We start from the raw sequence: 17,732 nt of genomic DNA on the forward strand, positions 1-17,732 counted from the left end.
TTATTAGTTTTGGCTCAATCAGAATGTCTCTGTCGATGGAGCCACTCTACGCGCCGTCGTTGTCAGGAGGCTTTCCTGAACTATACATTTTTGTAAGGTTATGGATGGCGAGGTGTCTTCTTAATAACAATTTCATAAATCAGCGTTTTACAATGTAAATACATCAATAAAACAGAACGTAAAAACGCCAGCGATTTGCTGACGTTTAAGGGGGTTTTTGAACGTATGGGTTTGGATTTAACTCATGGTTAAAACGCCGTTGCGTTATGGACGCAGCGCTGCAAAGTCGACGGGCTTGCCATCATGCTTGAGCGCAAAGAATAAGGTTTCACCGCTGCTGTCATCAACGCCGTCGTTATCGGTGACTGCATATGCACGTCCATCTTTGGTGATGGCAAAACCTTCAATTTTATCGGTCACATAACCACCCGTCGCTTGTAGATCAGGGATAAAATCATACACCACATCTTTGTTGACTAATGGCAGTTCACCACTCAATGGGGCTGGTGTTACATCACCCAAGATAACGCGCGTCAATTGCTTCACTTTCGCGGCATCACCAATTTGGTTGTCACGCTCGATGATGTACAACGCGTCTTCGTAAGCGGTGATTTCAGATAATCCGACCCAGCCTTTTTTGACAACATCTGTCGGGTAACGCACCGCTTTCCAATCACCAGTACGGGTATTGTATTGCACCAGCTTGACGGTATTTTCAGGGTCATCTTTCCAGCTTCGCTGAATCGCTATCCACAGATTGTCGCCTACGCGTGTGATCCCTTCTGCGCCATAGCGCTTTTCAACCGCAAGCAGGTCGGCGGGGAAGGCAACGGTTTCGACAATCTTGCCGTTAGCATCGGTGCGATAAAGCGCGTGAGGAATGTTCTTGTCGGTACGCCCTTCAGAGGCAAGCCAGAATCCGCCGTTGCCATCGGTGGTGATGCCTTCTAAGTCCACATTTTTCGCAGGCTTACCGTTGACAGTAACAGCAATGCGCTGCGTGATTTTGGCCGGTGTCGATGATGCATCTATGACGAAAATTGACGGCTGTGCTTTATAGAAGCTGTCGTTGACGGCATACAAGGTGTTTTCGTTATTCAGATCCGCAACCAAACCGGACAATGCACCCCAGCCTAGTGGCTTGCCATCTATCATGACTGATTCAATTTGTGGGTAAGCAGGCGCATCGGACGTTACTTGATAAAGCATGACGTGCGAACGCACACCGCCATCTTCAATCAAATCCGTTTCATTGGTCGTCGCCAGCAAGCCACGGCTTGGGATTGCAACCGCAGACTCAGGCGAAATACCGGATGGCAACAGTTGCACAAATTCTGGCGCTGCACCTGTATCGCGATAGACACCGATCAATGAACCGCGCTCTGAGGTAACAAAGATAAAGCGCTCACCATTGAAGGTGCCTATTTCAAGTCCTTCAGGCTCAACGCCTTTGTTGCCTGAGCGTTTTTCAGGGTAGTGACCCGCCAACGCCGCGCGATATTCAAAATCTAACCCTGATTCAAACAACACGTTGCCTTGCTTGTTGAAGATAGTGAAACTGCGAGACCCCCCTTCGTAATCTCCTTCGTTGGCGGTCACGAAGCGATCATCGTCGATCCATTTCACGGCGTCGGGTTCACGTTTTCTCGCCATTTGCTTACCGTCAAATGTCAGGGCGCGCTCTTCATCCAAATCGACGTTATTAAGATCCACCGCACCCGCAGAAAAATCGGCGATCACAGTGCCTTTTCTGCCATCCACCAGCACAAGATGATTGTTCTCTTGAAGGGTAACAACCACTTCACCCAAACCGTTAATATCTACAAACTCGGGTTCAGGGTCGTTAGGCGCAATGTCAGACAACCCTGTCATCGCGACTTTCTTGTGGGCGTCGCAATCCATTACGCCGTTTGAAAGCGGGATAAGAGACAAGTGCCCTGCGGGGAATTGCGGCATTACGCCATCATTAAGATCTTCATCGCGCTCGTTCTCGATGGCGACAGCGACAAAGCTGCCATCTTTGGCCACGGCGACTGAGTCAGGCTGACCGCCGAGATCACACTTAGCGATTTGTTTGCCCGACTCTAGGTTACGTTGCACCAAAAAGCCGGATGGGTGGGTATAGCTTTCCGAGGTATTCACCGCAGTGACAAACGTCTCACCCACCACATCTATCGAGGTTGGCTCACCCCCCATCGTAATGAAGCCCTTGCCCATTGGCTTTTTCGGGTCACGAATATCAACAAGGCCGACGCCTTCAAGAGGGCTGTCTGAATAGACCAAGGTGTTGCCATCTTCGCTAACAGCAATAATTTCTGCCGAGCTTTCATGCGTCCTTTCCACGCCCGGCGGAATATTGTTGTCTGTAGAGAACGCACTGATGCGTTGGAACGCTTGATTATCCGCGGCGTGAACACCGGTGGCGATAGATGCTGCTAACAATGAAAGTAGAAGAGTGCGCTGTGTACGCATGAGGTAACTCCTGTAATACCATAAATAATGGCGCTACTTTTTCCTGTTGCGGTGACAGTCTCATGACAGTGAGATGGCAATTAGGTGATGCGAGGGAAATGTGCTTCTGAGGCCGCTTTATCTCCCTGTTTTTACATGTAACGCTAGTCTGCGTTCCATAACATTGAAAGCAATGTCACCGCACGGCATTTTGTTTACCTACACTGACGTTAGCATTGCTTAGAAAGTGGCCTTGATCTCAATGAACGGAGACGGCTTGATTTATCATCATCTCAATCAACTTTCAGAGGCTGTGCGGGGTTTCTAAGCCAATACGGACGTTATGCCTACACACGTTACCGTATGTTATACCCATCCACGCCCCTTATTTTGGAGTGCGCCAATGACGCAACACGGTAAGATAAATTACGTTGAATTTCCCGCCTGTGATCTTCTCGCCACCAAGTCCTTTTTCTCTGAAGCGTTCGGCTGGACGTTCACCGATTACGGCCCAGATTACACCGCATTTTCTGACCAAGGTTTAGATGGTGGATTCTTTCGTGCTGATCAGTTCGCCGACACAGCCAATGGTTCCGCTCTGATCGTATTATTCAGTGACTCACTGGAACAAACAGAAATCAACGTTCGCCAGACTGGCGGTAAAATCGTGAAACCTATCTTTGAATTTCCGGGCGGGCGACGTTTTCATTTTACCGAACCCAGCGGAAATGAATTTGCTGTGTGGTCTGATAAATAAAGAGCAATCTCAATCAACAGCATGATGTGAAAGTTGCAGAGAGACCATGATCGAAAAGGGCCGCCACATTGGCACCCCTTTTCGATGTTCATTTGATGCGATCTCGCATTACGCACTTAGCTGATTCGGTAAAGTTGCCCCAACACGAAACAACTTGCGGCAGCGTTCTAAAAACACGCCATATACCATGCCCAACATGCCGGAAAGCAACGCATTACTCGCCACTGCCGTGACAATTTGGTTTGGCTCTGCACCCACACTGAACAATATGCCAGCGTACACGGGAGATTGGAACGTCACGTAAGCAAAGAAATCTGCTGCGCGCTTGCCCAGCCGAGATGACGACCGACGCGTTGCAAATGCCAGTACACTGTCACGGAACACACCATAAGGCCAAGCGATCAAAATATTGACCGGTATCGATAGCAGTCTTGATGCCAGCGATTGTTCAAATGACATGCCAGACACAAAAATCTCGATCATCATGCCCGTCACAAAACAGAACACGACCATGGCAAACATATCAGCCACAACAGTACGAACGCGGTTAGCGCCTTTCATTTCTCACCCCAAAAATCGCATCAATCAAAAGCAGCAAAACACTGCAAAAAAGTCTTAAAACGTCAACACGTTGTTCGGCTATTAGACCAAAACACCTACAATTTTAGGTGCTATATTTTCAAAAATATCCAGTCATAAATTCTGTTAATTTACATAGAAATAGAATTTATAGCCATTCGTATCATTGTGATTTATTGGTGAGGATATCAGGCTAACTTGGCTTTCTAGAAAGGTCTCTGGCCATGATAAGTGCCAGCCCAAGTACTTGGAGGAAGAGAGCGAGGTTTCGGTAAGCGGAGATTTTGCTGCCTAAATCTCGTTGAGAGTCAGCCAACTGTAGGTTATCGAGATATAACGTATCAATTTTGTTTCGCAGAAGATCCTGCTGTTGGTCAATGGCGTCCATGATGAGTGGCATATTGTGCTGTGTAACCTCGGTCTCACTCATATCATTGAACGACTGCAGCAATCGACGACTAAACGGCAGGGGGAGAGAGTCCATATCAGGTTTAACAGCCAAAATGACCAGGATGGTTTCTCGACGACGTTCGAGCGCATCGAGCTGCTGCCAGCTAAGTTGAATAAGCTGATTATTGTTGGTTTGCGTTTCGATAACTGACGCGGATTGCTCGCCCAAGCCATCGATCACGAAGTTGGTCATCAACGCAGCAACAATGTTTAACACCAAACCAATGGCAACAACCGCCCACGTAGGTATTCCTATTCGCACGTTTTCGTCCTTTTTCTAAAGGTATAGTCGAGAACAGAACGTGACGAGACATCAATCCTTTCAATGATGGACTTTTCTTAATGATAAAACGCAAAAGGCCAGCATGTGCTGGCCTTCAAATTGGATCAGGTTCGGCTTAATTTCAGGTAATGAGGACTAGGCGCCTTTCGCCACGGGCATAACCTGTGCAAGCTTGAGGTAGGAATGTAACTCGTTGTTTTTATATTCGATGGCTGAGTGAATATTCACTGATTTATTCGCAATCACACGGCTACGATACTTATTGCTGCCTTTGGTGATTTCTATATCAAGTACACCTTGTTCTAGCTTCCAACAACCCGTGGTCGGGAGTCTATTGAAAAGCGTATGTTCTTCCAATGAACCATCAGCATGTAATAACAGCTCGGTGATGTAACCGGCACTACACGATTTTATCCAACGCTGACCGCGCACTTCGGAGGTAGAAAATGAACGCTTACTGGCCATCCAATCAAAAAGGGCAATCGCATCAACGTCTGACACATCTGGCAGTTGCTCTGTATCCAGCATGGCTGCGGTGCCTGACTCACGCATAAAGAGTTGTAGATATGAACTGTTCACTTGTTTTTGCATCTGCTACGCCGCTGTCGTTCCTTGAAAAAGAAGAAGATACCGCCAAACCTCTGTTTGCTTCATCTCCCTTTTTGCAGGAATGTTAACCCACACCGATATCAGCGCACATTTTCTTCAACCTGACGGCAAATATCGCGGAAACCGCTTAGTAACCATTCAACGCACACAACCTTGTTCTGTATCAATAATCAATCACTCGTCCCACTGGAGAGGCAGCCCAGTGTGAACTATCTTTAATCATGACATCACCTCAAGAGGCAACACGGATGCGCTATCTCTTTGTAAAAGCATTAGTTATTGGACTGTTAGCCACACCCACCGTTTTCGCCGAAGAGCAAGAATCTTTCGGGGAAGTGGTCACAGAAAAAAACGAGTCGATCTGCAAAAAAAAATTCACCCAAGAATTATTTACCCAGCAGCGAATTTTTAGCTCTACGCGCAATGGCGCTGACAACCGTCGTATCGCAGAACGAAAAATCGAAGCCGGGCGTGAGAAGTACAACCTCACCGCCAGCTATTGTGATGCCTACAACGAGCTAAAATCGTTCAACCCTGAAAACTTAGATCGTAAGCCTGGTGATGCTCAGTTCAACTGATCGCCTGTATTATTGAGTGATCTTCGCGTAAAACAACAGTGCCGCTTTTTAACGCTCAAAGTACACGTGTGAATGCACCGTAACTTCGCAGCCAAGACCAGCGTAATATGTGACCAATAGATGGCATGGCAAGTCGTTGTTAGACAAACGAGGCTTGCCACTGTTAGAGTGAGTCAGCGTCTTTTTTAACAACGATTAGCAGGTTACCTCGCAATGCGACCCAACTTTTTCTCTCTAGCTTCACTTTCAACTTATTCGCGCCCTCTTGTTGCCGCTTCTCTGCTTGCACTGACCGTCACAGGTTGTTCCGACAATGAGGTGGGAGACGTGAGCTTGGGTTTGTTCACCACCAAAGACATCAAAATTCAAATATTCAGTGACCCTGAAGTCTCCGGTGTCACTTGCCATATCAGTCACGTGAAAGCCGACCTGGATTTTTCAGACCCGTCAGACATGGGCATTTCTTGTCGTCAAACAGGTGAAATCACCGAAGAGATGATTGAAAACGTCGATAGATCAAAGTCAGGCGAGGTTGTCTTTACCGCATCGAAAAGCATTCTGTTTAAATCGATGAAGATTCGTCGAATTTTTGATTCTGATAATCAAACTCTGATGTACCTCTCTTATTCCACCAAAGAGACACAAGGCAGCCACAAGCACAGCCTGTCTACCGTGCCACTTTGGGGCACCAAGGCGTGGAAAGCCCCTGTTACGACTAATTAATCAGCAAACAAGGGTGATTTGCACTGTAAATTACCCTTGTTCGTAGGCATTTCACCAGACCCTCGCTACTATACTCCCTCGCATTCAAAGGGGGATTTCCCATGACGACGCAATGGTCTGTTCTAGACATCGAACAACAAACCACAGAATGGTTAGAGAAGGTCGTCATTGGCCTCAATCTTTGCCCTTTTGCCGCTAAACCACAGCGTAACAAGCAAATAAAAATTGAAGTGTGTGAAGGCACAGATGATCAAACAGTGATGGATTGTCTGCTGGCGGAATTATCGTTGTTAGACAGCAGTGAAGTGGCGGACTTGGAAACAACCTTGGTCGTCACACCCCATCTCTTTCAAAACTTTGATGACTACAACCAGTTCTTGGATGTGGCAGACATGCTGATTGATCAATTTGGCTGGCGTGGCATCTATCAAATCGCCAGTTTTCACCCTGACTATTGCTTTGCTGATGTCGAGCCTGAAGACGACAGCAACTTGACCAATCGGTCGCCATTCCCTGTGTTTCATCTGATCCGCGAAGCGAGTATCGAGAAGGCATTCAAGTATTACGGTGGAAATGCGGAAGACATTCCACAAATCAACATCGACCGCGTTTGCGGGCTTTCCGACTCAGAGAAAAAAGCCCTGTTTCCGTATTTGTTCAGGGCTCCATCGGTTTAGCGCACGAGCTATTTAAGGCGCCGCCACACAGCGAAAATTCGCGAGAGTGTCACCCGACAATGACAACGCCAGCTCGTCGCCCGCATGCAGTTGGCCAACACCTTTTGGCGTCCCTGTCAGCACAATGTCCCCCGGCAATAGGGTGAAGTATTGAGTAAGGTGACAAATCAAAGCGATCACAGGCGTTATCATTAATTGTGTATCGCCTCGCTGACGCGCCTCGCCATTAATATCCAACCCATACTTGGTCGACGCTAGATCCATTTGGTGATTCGCCACAAACGGGGATTGCACGCAACTGCCATCAAACGCTTTCGCAATCTCCCACGGCAACCCTTTTTCTTTTAGCGCGCTTTGCGCTTCTCGTCGCGTCAGGTCGAGTGCAACACCTAAACCCATAATCGCTTCTCGCACCTCGGCTTCCGTTGCATGAGTTAACGGCTGTCCAATCAGCACGGACAGCTCTGCTTCGTAATGTATAGGGGCTAGGGTCTCTTTGAGCACCAGAGAAGAAGACGAGCCTACCAGCGCTGTGGAGGGTTTGATAAACAACACGGGCTCATCAGGGATTGGGTTGTTCAGCTCTTGGGCATGTTCAACGTAATTCCGGCCAATACAAACCACTTTTCCGGCCGGTAACGCAATGCCTTTGCCGTCTATCCATGTGTGCGAATACATCCCTTCTCCTTTTATTGAAAACATACACCTAAGCCACCTCAAGATGCTTTGATACAACACCTAGCATTGAAGTCTCAGTGTACTCGATTCCACACACAAGCAAACAATCCCACGCCTTCAAACAAAAATGGCGAATGACTGTCATCGCTGCTTGTCGGTTCAAATTATTGGACATACAAACAATGAGACGGAATGAAAATTCTTATACACTGACAATGCCTTATCCGTGCCCACATCTATTCATGTATTCAAATGTAGGCAAACAGGTAGGTTTATATCAATATCAAAATTTTAAGGATGAAAAATGAACCTTGATTACATCGCGCTGGCGCTGCTGATTTTTGTCGCGCTGGTCATCTTCTATGGCGTGATAGTGATTCATGACATTCCCTATGAAATCGCTAAAAAGCGCAATCACCCTCATCAGGACGCGATTCATCATGCCGGATGGGTCAGCTTGTTCACCTTACACGTCCTCTGGCCTTTTTTGTGGATATGGGCAACGCTGTGGCAACACGACAGAGGTTGGGGCATGAGTACGCTTGAGCACAATCAAGAGTCGATACAGGAGGAGTTAAACGCACTCAAGAAAAGAGTGCAAGAGTTGGAAAAACAACCTTCATCAACGCCTCCATCACAAGACGACCTAGCGCCGAAAAAGGGAGAAATCTAATGGATTTACTGCTTATTCTCACCTATACCGCGCTATGTATCGCTATTTTCAAAATATTTCGTATTCCTTTAAACAAGTGGACAGTGCCTACCGCTGTATTAGGTGGCGTGGTGCTCATTGGCTCATTGATTTTGCTAATGAACTATAACCACCCTCACACATCGCTAGGTGGCAATGTGTATGTCACTACCCCTATCATTCCCAATGTACGCGGACAAGTGGTGGAAGTACCGGTACAACCCAACCAGCCTTTAAAGCAAGGTGACGTGCTATTCAAGATTGATCCAACGCGATTTAACTCACGCGTGATTGACGCTCAAGCAGCACTCACCGCAGCTAAACAATCTGCTCTGGGTTTGGAAGCCTCATATCAAACGGCTAAAGCCAATACCTTGCGAGCAGTCGCAGAACGCGATCGCACCAAATTGGAATTTGAGCGTTACCAAAAAGGGGCAAAAAAAGGCGCATTCACCAAGTCTGACGTTGACAACAAACGACAATTTTATCTTGCTGCACAAGCCTTGTTAGCCGCTGCTGAAGCAGAAGAAAGTCGCCAGCTTATTGCGTTAGAATCTGTTATTGATGGTGTGAACACGCAGGTTGCACAAGCGCTGGCGAGCTTGGAACAAGCTCAATTTGATCTCGACAGCACTGTGGTTCGCGCGCCAACTGACGGCTTAGTGACCCAAGTGACGTTGCGCCCTGGCATGATGGCAGTACCTATGCCTTTGCGTCCTGTTATGACGTTCGTGAATGAAGAAAAAGAACGCTTTGTGGGTGCATTTAGACAAAACAGTTTGCTCCGTTTGAAGACAGGCTTTGAGGCGGAATTTATTTTCCGTGCTTTGCCGGGCAAAACATTCAGCGGAGAAGTCGTTGAAGTCATACCCGCTATTGGAGAAGGACAAGTTCAAGCGCAGGGTGCACTGCTTGGTGATGCCATGTTCAATAAGCAGGGCAGAGCTTTGGTGGTACTTCAAATCAACGATGATATGAGCGAGTACAACCTTCCGTTTGGCACCAACGTTGAAATTGCCGTTTATTCTGACAGCTTCCACCATGTCTCCATCATGCGTAAAATTCTTATCCGCATGAAGAGCTGGCAGAACTACCTATACCTCGACCACTAACACTCACGACACACATTTTCCTTGTTAGATCCTCGGCTTCCTGAGCCGAGGATCGCCTTTTCCCGTCCCACTTCCAACACATTGACTCACTTACAATAAAACCCGATCTGGCGTTGATTTTTCCCTCGATTGACGACCAATGACAAGACCTAGTTGGCAATTTACTAAATAGCACTTGTCGAATTTCTTAGTCAGGTCAAGGCTTACGGTATGCCCGATTGTTCAACCCAGTAAACAGGTTAACTAAAATCGAATGAATCTTTTTGACTACGATACCCCTTTGTCTTGCGTTATTTTCGACTGTGACGGTACGCTGGTAGACAGTGAAGTCCTCAGTCAAATGGCCATGGTCGATGTATTCGCTCACTACGATATCGTGCTTGATTTACAAGAATGTTTAGATAATTTCCAAGGTGGGAAACTCGCTGATATTTTGCTGCAGACCTGTGAGCGATATGGGCTATTAATCTCTTTAGACGAGCTAGAGCCGTTGTATCGGGAAAAGTGCGAATCTTTGTTTAAAACACACCTCACTCCAATTGATGGCGTGCCTGATTTACTCAACATGCTTGAAGAAGCCGGAGTCGATATGTGCGTGGCATCCAATGGCCCCGTAGAAAAAATGGAAATGTCGCTCGGCATGACAGGGCTACTGTCGCACTTTACAGGTCGGCTATTCAGCGCTTTTGATGCTAACAGCTGGAAACCTGCACCCGATTTACTTCACTATGCAGCGATGAATATGGCGGCTCCCACTGACCAATGTTTATTTGTGGATGATACAATTTTGGGGGTACAAGCAGGGGTAAATGCAGGTATGCGAACGGTGTATCTGAATGAGGGTAAGAAGATGCAAATTGATCACCCGTTAGTAACATGTGTAAGCTCTATCAAAGAGCTCAAATCTCTCATGGCGAATCTTCCCCTGTCTAATAGCTGGGCTTAGCTGGCGTATCTGAAACTATTGATGCGTGATCAGCAGTCCATCTTCTAACATTCGACCCAAGATTTCTGAACCCGATCCTGACGCAATACCCAGTACATCCTGGCTCAACTCTGTGAGCGATTTGTCATTAAACACAATAACTTGATCGGTGTTCTCACCGTCGCTCGCCACTGATAGTGTCGCTTTACCATTTTCGTCACTTAGAGATACCAAGTAATCATCAATGTTATCTGCATTTGCACCTTCGAGGAGATCAGACAAATCCAATTTATCAAACGCAACATCAAAGTCGGCAATCACGTCTGTCGTAAACGTGTCGGCATCGCCTTTAAGAAACGCAAATACATCTGCGCCCGTCCCGCCTGTTAGTGAATCGCTGCCCTTGCCACCCACAATCAGATCATCACCTAAGCCAGCATCAATGACATCAATACCCGCGCCACCGTAAATATGATCAGCACCCGCGTCGCCGCTGATGGTATCGTCCCCTTGATGACCCGCTAACAAATTCGCGTTGTTGTCACCCGTCAACTCAGTGGTATTGACAAGGTCGCTCAAATCTTCATTGGTGTTGTCTGCAAGGCGGATATCCAGCGTGCTTTCAAAATGCAGACCGCTGCTATCATTCACTAATTCATAGCTAAACGATTCCAGTACGTCGTTTTCAGTGACATCTGTCATCAATTGATAGCTGAAGTCTCCTTTTTTATGAGTGCCTTCATCTTCACCATAAATGGTCAGCGATCCATAGGGTGTTTCAATCAGCATGATGCCTTCTGTAGCGTTATAGATCGCTCCGTCAAAACTGACCGCAGACAGAGACCAATCGCCTGTAAGCTGATCATTATTAACCAGATTTCCTTCGGCAATATGCGCACCACTGACTTCACCACTGAGCCCAGCGGTCTGAACGGTTGCAACCAAACTGGTGGCGTCGTCAAAGCTTATCGTCAGCGTGGCTTGATCTAGGTTTGAATCGCTATCAACAACCGTGTAAATGAAAGCTTCATCCGTAAGGGACAGGGTTTCTAACGATCCATAAAGCGCTTCCACTAGCACATCGGTATTGTCTATCACTAAGTAGCGAAACGAGGTATTTTCTGTCGCCTCGATAGTCACATCGCTTCCGGTGTAGGTTGAAGACCCCTTACCCACTTGCTCGCCATCAGCGCCATACAAGTAGTAATCGAAGGTGTCGTCGGTATTGAGTCCACTCAGGGTCAAGATAGTCTGGTCAATTTCATCACGAAACCCATACACTAATGCGGCGTAATCTCCACCAGCAACAGCACCTTCAAAGGTAAAGTTGTCGGTATCCAAATCATCTATATCGATGTCTTTTAAAATCAGTTTGCCAGTGTCGAGCGTGATATGGGTATCATCACCGACTTGCTCCATCACGAGTTCATCGAATGTGTCGATTGAGGTGGCATTCTTGATGATGATGCTGTCGTTACTGGTTTTGAAACCATTCACAGTGTCAGTGCCGGATTCAAACACCACCACATCAGGTCCATTGCCCAATGTTAGCGTGTCGTCACCTTCGCCACCGACAAGACGGTCTCCACCTCTGCCGCCGTCCAGAGTATCGTTCCCCGCATCACCATAAAGCACATCTTTGCCATTGCCACCGGAGAGAGTGTCGTTACCTTCTCCGCCATGCAACTCATCAACCCCGTTACCGCCTTCGATGTTATCGTTGCCACCATATCCGTAGAGAACGTCATCACCATTACCGCCATCAATCACATCGTCGCTGGTGTTGGCTGGAGCAGGATTGTCATCATGGATTTCTTGGTTTAAGAGGGTGTCCAAATCTAGCCCTGCAGCGGCATTGCCATCAAGGAAGATGTTTTGGTCTAAGCCGGAGCCATAGAAAGTCACGCCATTTGAGCTATCAAATGCCGCGGTAAGCTCGCTCGCATAGAATTGAGTTTGAATGGATGAGATATAGGTGTAGTTGCCGTCGTCCGTCATGGTGAAAGAACCAGACTCAGTCGCAATTGTCACACTGCCTTCCGACAGCACGTAATCATCACCCAGATAGCTTACCTGCGTCACGGTAACACCATCGTGCACAGTATCGCTGCCATCGCCATTTAGCCCTGAGATCACATTGCCAGTAACAGTACCTAGTGCTGTAATCTCATCTTGGTCATCTGCCGCCACAATATCTTCAATACGTGTCACGGACACAGTGGCAGACGCTTCTGTGGTCGTTGTACCATCGTTTGCTGTCACAGAGAAAGACATTGATGTAAGTAAGGGGTCTGCACTGTCGCTGTTAATCGCAGCAACGCCTGTCGCAGTAAGCAACACTTGCGTGCCACTCAACACAAAGTAATTGCTATCGTTGTTAATGAGCGTAATCGATAGCTCATCTTCATCCGCATCAGAGACGGTGAAGGCCGCCACCACATCGTTTTTTGACACGGACTCTTCGGTCAGATCGTTCACCGTGAGGCTAATCACAGGGGCATTGTCGTTGACGCGATTCACTGTTACATCGGCGTCCACGCTGGTTTGACGGTCACCATCATCTGCCGTCACACTGAAACTGATGCTGTTCAACTCTGCCACATCATCATTGATGGCGGCGACGCCATCAGCAGTCAATCGAACTTCATCCCCAACGATTTCCAGCCAATCAGCATTGGCAGTCGTCAGGCTGTATTCCAGCGAATCTGAATCTAGATCTGATGCAACAATCGTTGCCAGCACTTGGCCTTCACTGACAGATTCTTCCATCGCGTCGGAGACATTCAACGTGATGGTTGGGTCGTTGTCGTTGACCCGATCAATGCTCACTGATTCTGTCGCTACCACGGAATAAGTGCCGTCAGACGCTTGTACTGATAACGACATCGCCGTGAGAGGATCTACGCCATCTTGATTGATAGCAGCAACGCCTGTCTCAGTTAAATACACTTCGTTGCCGGTTAGAACGAAGTAGTCACTTTCGTTATTTGCCAACGTAAGGGTTATTGGGTCATTATCTGCATCGGTCGCTGTCACCGTGGCGACTAACGTCGATTCCGACACGTCTTCTTCCAGCAGTGAATTCACCGATATTGATACATTAGGTAAGTTGTCATTGGCGCGACCAACCAAAATCGTATCTGCGGCGGTGGTCTGATTTTCACCATCCGAAGCGGTGACAGATATCGACAAGCTGCGAATATCCAGCTCATCATCTTGAATCGCGTTTACACCTGCTTCTGTCAGCTGAACATTGCTACCGGAAATGACAAAGTAGCCGCTGTCATTATTCAACAGTGAGAACGTCAAATCGCCGCCATCGGCATCTGATGCCGTAAACGTCGCGATCGTTTGACCGACTGATACACTATCTTCCGTCACATCGCTCGCAATCACAGATATGTCAGGAGAGCTGTCGTTCACGCGCGTTACCACCACAAGATCGGAAGCACTGGTCTGAAAGTCTCCGTCACTCACCGTAATATTGACGGCAATCGCCTCGATAGACAAAGCGTCGTTATTAATGGCAGCAACACCTTCCGCAGTCAGCGTCACGTTACCGTCCTGTATTGACAGATAGCCGTTATCATTGTCAGTGAGGGTAAAGGTGAGAGTATTTCCATCTGCGTCATTGGCCGTGTAGGTTGCCAATACCATGCCTTCGGTGACCGCTTCTTCCGTCACATTGACTGCGTCCACAGTGAGAGTAGGCACGTTATCGTTCACTTTATTCACGGTAATCGTACCGCTTATTTGTTCAACCAAATCACCATCGCTGGCTTCAACGACGATTTCCAACGCATCAAGTCCGAGCGCATCATCATTGATGGCGTCCACCCCGATTTGCGTTAGAACGACCTGCCCGTCTTCAATGCGGAAATAACCGGCTTCATTGTTAAGCAAGTTAACCGTAACAGCATCATTATTGGCATCCGTCGCCGTGATTGTTGCAACTGACTGCCCTTCAGATACCGACTCTTCAGTGACGTTATTCAATTCGAGCGTCACTGCGGGTGCATTATTTCCAGAGTCAGAATCTGAAGGATCAGTGGGTTCTGATGACGGAGATGGCTCTGGGTTTGTGGGCACAGGCGTTGGGGACGCAGAGGTGGTAATGTCTGGCGTTGTAGTGGAAGCAGTAGACTCTTCGTTTGCCTCGCTTTGATTCAGACGATCAAGAAAAAATCGTTGTAAGGTAGACAAAGAGCCTAGTTGCTGCGTCGTGAAGTTGTTAATAGACAGGGGCTCGACGCTTTGGTTCTCCTCCCCTTTAGCCTCTTGCAATAGCTCTCCCAAACCAGGGCGGCCACTGCCTGCAGCTTGCACGATCACATTGCCAGCGCCAAAAAACACGGACGAACTGCTTTGCTCTCCCGCTGCAGGATCCGCGCCTTCTGTTGGGTCATCACCTTCTTCGACACCACGCTTCAGGGCATTTACATCGTTGTCAGACTCTGGGGGTGGTTCGAAAAGAAAGCCGCTATTTGGGCCAAGTCGTATCTCACGGTCGCCGTTTTCTTTTATCACGGCACCGCCATTTTCGGTCACAAGCACTTCATCGGGCTTCAACTCTGCATATTGCTCTGCCGCCCTCACACTTCCATCTGCGGCAAAGATCAGTGCATTGCCTTCAAGTTGTGTAATGATTAATTTGCTTGCCATATCAACGCCCTCAGCCTTTTCTTAACTCACGGGTTAAACGGTGCAACAAAAAAATAGGTCGCTAGACGCATTTGCCCATTAGTAACTGTAGCCCATGAATCTCGCTTTTGAGTTATCTGTTAATAATTCAATACTCATGCTAGGCATGAGAAAAGTATGAGTAAATCAATCCACTCACACTAACCCTATGATTGAAATAAAAAAGGGGATGCTTTCGCATCCCCCCTTTTCTGCTTCATGAATTCTTTTTGAAGAATTCAATTCAATGTTGAGTTATGGCAGTGTCTTTAAGCTCTGTTCATAATCATCAAATGTTTGCATGACTGTATCCGCTGCACCGCCTGTCATTTTGCTTATCGAGATAATGGCAACAGAAGCAAAAATAAATCCAGGTACGATTTCGTAGATATCGAAAATTCCGCCCGAGATTTGTTTCCAAACAACCACAGTCACGCCACCGACGATAACTCCAGCGAGTGCGCCGTTGCGGTTCATATCTTTCCAGAACAAGCTCAACAGCAGCGCAGGACCAAAGGCTGCACCAAATCCTGCCCACGCGTATGACACTAAGCCAAGCACCGAACTTTCTGGGTTCATCGCCAGCGCCAATGCCACAACAGAAAGACCAATCACGGCGAAACGACCCACCATGACGACTTCTTTCGTGGATGCTTGCGGACGGAATACTTGTTTGTAGAAGTCTTCTGCCAATGCCGAAGAGGAAACTAACAATTGTGAATCTGCCGTACTCATCACCGCAGCCAAGATAGCCGCTAAAAGAATACCGGCGATCACAGGGTGGAATGCCGCATTCACCAGATACATGAAAATGGTTTCGCCGTCAGCCAGTTCACCGCCTAGGTGTTGGTCAACATACAAGATTCCCACAAGACCGATCAGCACAGCACCCACCATAGAGATGGCACTCCAAACCACTGCGATATGACGCGCTGTCGTGATGTCTTTGTTGGTACGGGTAGCCTGAAAACGCGCCAAAATATGTGGTTGTCCGAAGTAACCCAGCCCCCACGCAACCAAAGAGATGATTGCAATCGCAGACAGCGGCTCACCGTTAATGTCATTCCAAAGCGTTAGCAATTCTGGATTTTTCGCTTCCAATGCCCCAGGCAGGTCAGTAAACGCACCGTCCATGGTCGCAATTGGCACAATCATCAGGGCCGCAGCCATCAACAAGCCCTGAACCAGATCGGTCCACGATACCGCCAAGAAACCACCGAACAAGGTGTAAGACACCACGCACACGGTGCCAACAACAACTGCGGTACTGTAATCAAGGCCGAACACGGTTTCAAACAGCTTGCCACCAGCAACCAGACCAGAGCTGGTATAGAAAAGGAAGAACAGCAAAATGAAGAACGCGGAAATGGTTTGCAGTAACTTGGATTTGTCTTCAAAGCGGCGCGACAAAAACTCTGGAATGGTCAGCGCATTATCAACTTCAATACTGTAGGTGCGAAGTCGCTTGGCGCATATCAGCCAGTTTAAGTAAGTGCCTGCTAACAAACCCGCCGCCAGCCACAAGGATTCGATGCCAGCGGCATAAGCATAACCCGGTAAACCAAGCAGCAACCAACCACTCATGTCAGATGCGCCGGCAGAAATAGCCGCAGGCCAAGGGCCCAGCGATCGACCACCAAGGAAGTAATCTTCCGAGCTGGATGTACGTTTGTAGGCATAAATGCCAATGCCAAGCATAAGAACCAAGTACACGATAAACGTGGCGCTGATTGCAACGCTGTTTTCAATCATTCTATTTCCCTCAATGCGCGGGCGCCAAAATGAGACGCCCAATTTTTGTTGGTTTTAATGTTCACCACTGCCGAGTTCTAACAAGGTGGCATTGCCCCCTACAGCAGTGATATTTATGGTTCGCGTTCGCTCTGTAATAAAGCGAAGCAAATAGGTTGGCGAGGCCACGATAGGCAGCAGGTCGGCATTGTTCTCAGCGACAAATTGGACCAACACACCGTCTCGGGCAGCCAAGGTTCGGTTCATTTCAATCAAAAGTGCATCACTGGCCACGGCGGCCACCCCACAAAGAGGTGCGTCCGCTAAGGCGCTGTCAACGTGATTGAAATCGATCGTGGGCACGAGTCGGTCAGATACGCTTGTTTTGACCAAGTCAGCCAGCAGGGCGTCTGTGTCGTGACGCAATGCAGCAGGTACAGCCACCAACGCACAGTTTCCTGCAACCAAGGTTGCCGTCAGCTGTCCGGCAAGTGCAGTCAGTGACAAGCTGTCGTCACCCGTGATCAGGAATAAGCCTCGACCTGCGGTATACAGTTCATTGGTTTCCCCTGTCGGGCCTGGCATATCGTGTACTGGCTCTAACAAAGCTTCGGCGTGTTGCAAATGAAAACGAATCATTTGTGCGGCGGTTTCAAAAACATCTCCACGCTGTTCTACATTGTCAGCCCAAGCAGTCAGTAACACTCGACGAGCTGCCACACCCATGCCATTCCACTCTTCCCAGACCGCTAGACTCTGTGCCGCCAAGCGCGTTGTTTCTGTCATATTCTGTATTCCTTGAACCTTG

The 17,732-nt window shown here is 48.0% G+C and carries 15 protein-coding genes; 7 read left to right on the top strand and 8 right to left on the bottom strand.

Annotation, left to right across the window (positions count from 1 at the left end):
* Window positions 1–264: 264 nt before the first annotated feature.
* A complete protein-coding gene (locus tag AC3CIC_RS21055) occupies window positions 265–2,472 on the bottom strand; it encodes an esterase-like activity of phytase family protein (protein WP_488516107.1) in 2,208 nt (735 codons plus the stop codon).
* 382 nt (window positions 2,473–2,854) lie between these two features.
* Here AC3CIC_RS21055 and AC3CIC_RS21060 point away from each other — a divergent pair, with 382 nt between their 5' ends.
* Window positions 2,855–3,208, top strand: coding sequence for a VOC family protein (locus tag AC3CIC_RS21060; protein ID WP_017003059.1), 354 nt, complete (start codon window positions 2,855–2,857; stop codon window positions 3,206–3,208).
* 108 nt (window positions 3,209–3,316) lie between these two features.
* Here AC3CIC_RS21060 and AC3CIC_RS21065 read toward each other — a convergent pair whose 3' ends face one another.
* The 3 genes from AC3CIC_RS21065 to AC3CIC_RS21075 all read right to left on the bottom strand — a co-directional run bounded on the left by AC3CIC_RS21065 (window position 3,317) and on the right by AC3CIC_RS21075 (window position 5,111).
* The gene (locus AC3CIC_RS21065; protein WP_488516108.1) at window positions 3,317–3,769 is read right to left on the bottom strand and encodes an L-alanine exporter AlaE; all 453 of its coding nucleotides are present in this window, start codon (window positions 3,767–3,769) and stop codon (window positions 3,317–3,319) included.
* 211 nt (window positions 3,770–3,980) lie between these two features.
* The gene (locus AC3CIC_RS21070; RefSeq protein ID WP_488516109.1) at window positions 3,981–4,499 is read right to left on the bottom strand and encodes a hypothetical protein; all 519 of its coding nucleotides are present in this window, start codon (window positions 4,497–4,499) and stop codon (window positions 3,981–3,983) included.
* Window positions 4,500–4,655: 156 nt separating this feature from the next.
* Entirely contained in the window at window positions 4,656–5,111 is a 456-nt protein-coding gene (locus tag AC3CIC_RS21075; protein ID WP_488516110.1) for a hypothetical protein, read from the bottom strand.
* Window positions 5,112–5,377: 266 nt separating this feature from the next.
* Between AC3CIC_RS21075 and AC3CIC_RS21080 the strand changes: the two genes are divergently transcribed.
* From AC3CIC_RS21080 to AC3CIC_RS21090, 3 genes are all read left to right on the top strand, one after another.
* Entirely contained in the window at window positions 5,378–5,707 is a 330-nt protein-coding gene (locus tag AC3CIC_RS21080) for a hypothetical protein (protein ID WP_488516111.1), read from the top strand.
* A 213-nt stretch (window positions 5,708–5,920) separates the two neighbouring features.
* Window positions 5,921–6,430, top strand: a complete 510-nt coding sequence (locus AC3CIC_RS21085; protein WP_016959898.1) for a CreA family protein — start codon at window positions 5,921–5,923, stop codon at window positions 6,428–6,430.
* A 101-nt stretch (window positions 6,431–6,531) separates the two neighbouring features.
* Window positions 6,532–7,107 carry a DUF1415 domain-containing protein gene (locus tag AC3CIC_RS21090; protein ID WP_488516112.1) on the top strand — a complete coding sequence of 192 codons (576 nt, stop codon included), beginning with the start codon at window positions 6,532–6,534 and terminating at the stop codon, window positions 7,105–7,107.
* Window positions 7,108–7,119: 12 nt separating this feature from the next.
* Here AC3CIC_RS21090 and AC3CIC_RS21095 read toward each other — a convergent pair whose 3' ends face one another.
* Window positions 7,120–7,785 carry a fumarylacetoacetate hydrolase family protein gene (locus tag AC3CIC_RS21095; RefSeq protein WP_488516113.1) on the bottom strand — a complete coding sequence of 222 codons (666 nt, stop codon included), beginning with the start codon at window positions 7,783–7,785 and terminating at the stop codon, window positions 7,120–7,122.
* 304 nt (window positions 7,786–8,089) lie between these two features.
* Between AC3CIC_RS21095 and AC3CIC_RS21100 the strand changes: the two genes are divergently transcribed.
* The 3 genes from AC3CIC_RS21100 (at window position 8,090) to yieH (ending at window position 10,534) form a co-directional block, all read left to right on the top strand.
* Window positions 8,090–8,458, top strand: a complete 369-nt coding sequence (locus AC3CIC_RS21100; RefSeq protein WP_016959901.1) for a DUF3302 domain-containing protein — start codon at window positions 8,090–8,092, stop codon at window positions 8,456–8,458.
* The gene (locus AC3CIC_RS21105; RefSeq protein ID WP_488516114.1) at window positions 8,458–9,588 is read left to right on the top strand and encodes an HlyD family secretion protein; all 1,131 of its coding nucleotides are present in this window, start codon (window positions 8,458–8,460) and stop codon (window positions 9,586–9,588) included. Before AC3CIC_RS21100 ends, AC3CIC_RS21105 begins: the two co-directional genes overlap by 1 nt.
* A 253-nt stretch (window positions 9,589–9,841) precedes the next feature.
* Window positions 9,842–10,534, top strand: coding sequence for a 6-phosphogluconate phosphatase (yieH, locus tag AC3CIC_RS21110; RefSeq protein ID WP_488516115.1), 693 nt, complete (start codon window positions 9,842–9,844; stop codon window positions 10,532–10,534).
* A gap of 15 nt (window positions 10,535–10,549) precedes the next feature.
* Here yieH and AC3CIC_RS21115 read toward each other — a convergent pair whose 3' ends face one another.
* The 3 genes from AC3CIC_RS21115 to AC3CIC_RS21125 all read right to left on the bottom strand — a co-directional run bounded on the left by AC3CIC_RS21115 (window position 10,550) and on the right by AC3CIC_RS21125 (window position 17,710).
* Complete coding sequence (locus AC3CIC_RS21115; RefSeq protein WP_488516116.1) at window positions 10,550–15,175, bottom strand: hypothetical protein; 4,626 nt, start codon at window positions 15,173–15,175, stop codon at window positions 10,550–10,552.
* A gap of 273 nt (window positions 15,176–15,448) precedes the next feature.
* Window positions 15,449–16,945 carry a sodium/proline symporter PutP gene (gene putP, locus AC3CIC_RS21120; RefSeq protein ID WP_488516117.1) on the bottom strand — a complete coding sequence of 499 codons (1,497 nt, stop codon included), beginning with the start codon at window positions 16,943–16,945 and terminating at the stop codon, window positions 15,449–15,451.
* Window positions 16,946–16,999: 54 nt separating this feature from the next.
* Entirely contained in the window at window positions 17,000–17,710 is a 711-nt protein-coding gene (locus tag AC3CIC_RS21125) for a delta 1-pyrroline-5-carboxylate dehydrogenase (protein ID WP_488516118.1), read from the bottom strand.
* Between the last annotated feature and the right edge of the window lie 22 nt (window positions 17,711–17,732).

This window comes from Enterovibrio sp. QJM3NY_24, assembly GCF_057786035.1.